This is a genomic window from Vibrio sp. Vb0349 (assembly GCF_033338975.1).
On the sequence record NZ_JAWOTS010000246.1, the window covers coordinates 1 to 1,302 of the forward strand.

Sequence of the window (1,302 nt, forward strand, 5' to 3'; positions counted from 1 at the left end):
TTGGAATCGTCAGTAGCATCTGATAAATCGCCTGATAAATCGCCATCATTTGGCAAGCCGTCAGTCACTGAGGTTAAATTAGATTCTGATGGCGAAAGAGTCGGCTCAGTGAGTGTCGGAATGGCAGTTTGCTCGATGCTTCCCGTGATCTGCTGCGCTTTGTCATCTGGGCTTGGCTGATTAAACATCCACCAATAACCACCAGCGGCCAGCAACAGTAGCACCAAAACCACTAATGCGATGTTGAGTGGCGATCCGACAATTGAACGGATAATGATCCTTTTTTCCACTTTCATCTCTCCTAATGCCATGATGTCACCCGGAATCGGGTCGACTTTCTTAAATGCATCTCGAACACGTTTCTCCGCATCGTCATCGACATACCTAACCACTAGTGATTCGAAGAAACGACGCGCTTCCACTTCGGATAGCATATCGATATCAAGTTCAACTGGCTTAAGTTCTTGCCCATAACTCAACCGAGACAAGACCGACTCCAAACGCCCAGACTGAGTAAAAAGCAACACGTTGATCGTCCAGTTCGGCTTTTCATGCGCCTCTAAGACTAACGTCCATAACTCCGAAACGAGCGTTTCACTAAGTAAATGAGCGTCATCAATAACAATCGCAATATCGCAAGGCTCACCTTCGAGAATACGCTCTAGACTGTCGAGTAAAGGCTCTTGTTGATTAAACAATGCATCGGAAACCAGCTGACTCAAGATGAGGACGCGACGCTGCACGTCATCTTGGGTCGCATGGCAAAGTAACAAACATTGATTTTTGTTACTCGCACCCAGCTCAAGGTATCGTTGCGCCAGCCAAGATTTTCCATACCCATCAGGGCCATTGATCGCAATAAGGTTGGATCCAAAGTTGGTCAACAACTCCAATCTATCCAATAACTCGGTTTGAGAATCTAGTTCCAGAACGTGAGCAAAACTCATCTAATAACCTTCTTAAACAACAAGAATGACGCCAGATGGCGTCATTACAAGGTTAAATATTGCGACCGAAATCAATAGCCAGCTGAATCACTTCTTGTGAAGTATCGGCTATCACTTCCGCACTGCCAATTCCGGTTGGTAGAACTAAGCGCAATTGACCTGACAGCACTTTTTTATCACGCATCATATGCTTGATAAAGTCATCAAAACTCATGCTGTCGGGTGTATGGACTGGCAATTTCGCTCTGCGCAACAATGCCACAATACGCTCAAACTGCTCTTCAGAAATCAGTCCACGCAGAAGTGACGTTTTGGCCGCCATCACCGTACCAGAAGACACCGCCTCACCATGTAA

General features: G+C 46.1%; 1 protein-coding gene and 1 pseudogene. Both read right to left on the reverse strand.

The genetic code is table 11. The features are described 5' to 3' along the window. A partial coding sequence (locus R7Q47_RS24920) for an ATP-binding protein (RefSeq protein WP_318089973.1) occupies positions 1 to 947 on the reverse strand: 947 nt, incomplete at its 3' end. A gap of 52 nt (positions 948 to 999) precedes the next feature. Next, a pseudogene (locus R7Q47_RS24925) lies at positions 1,000 to 1,302 on the reverse strand (3-dehydroquinate synthase); the annotation flags it as partial.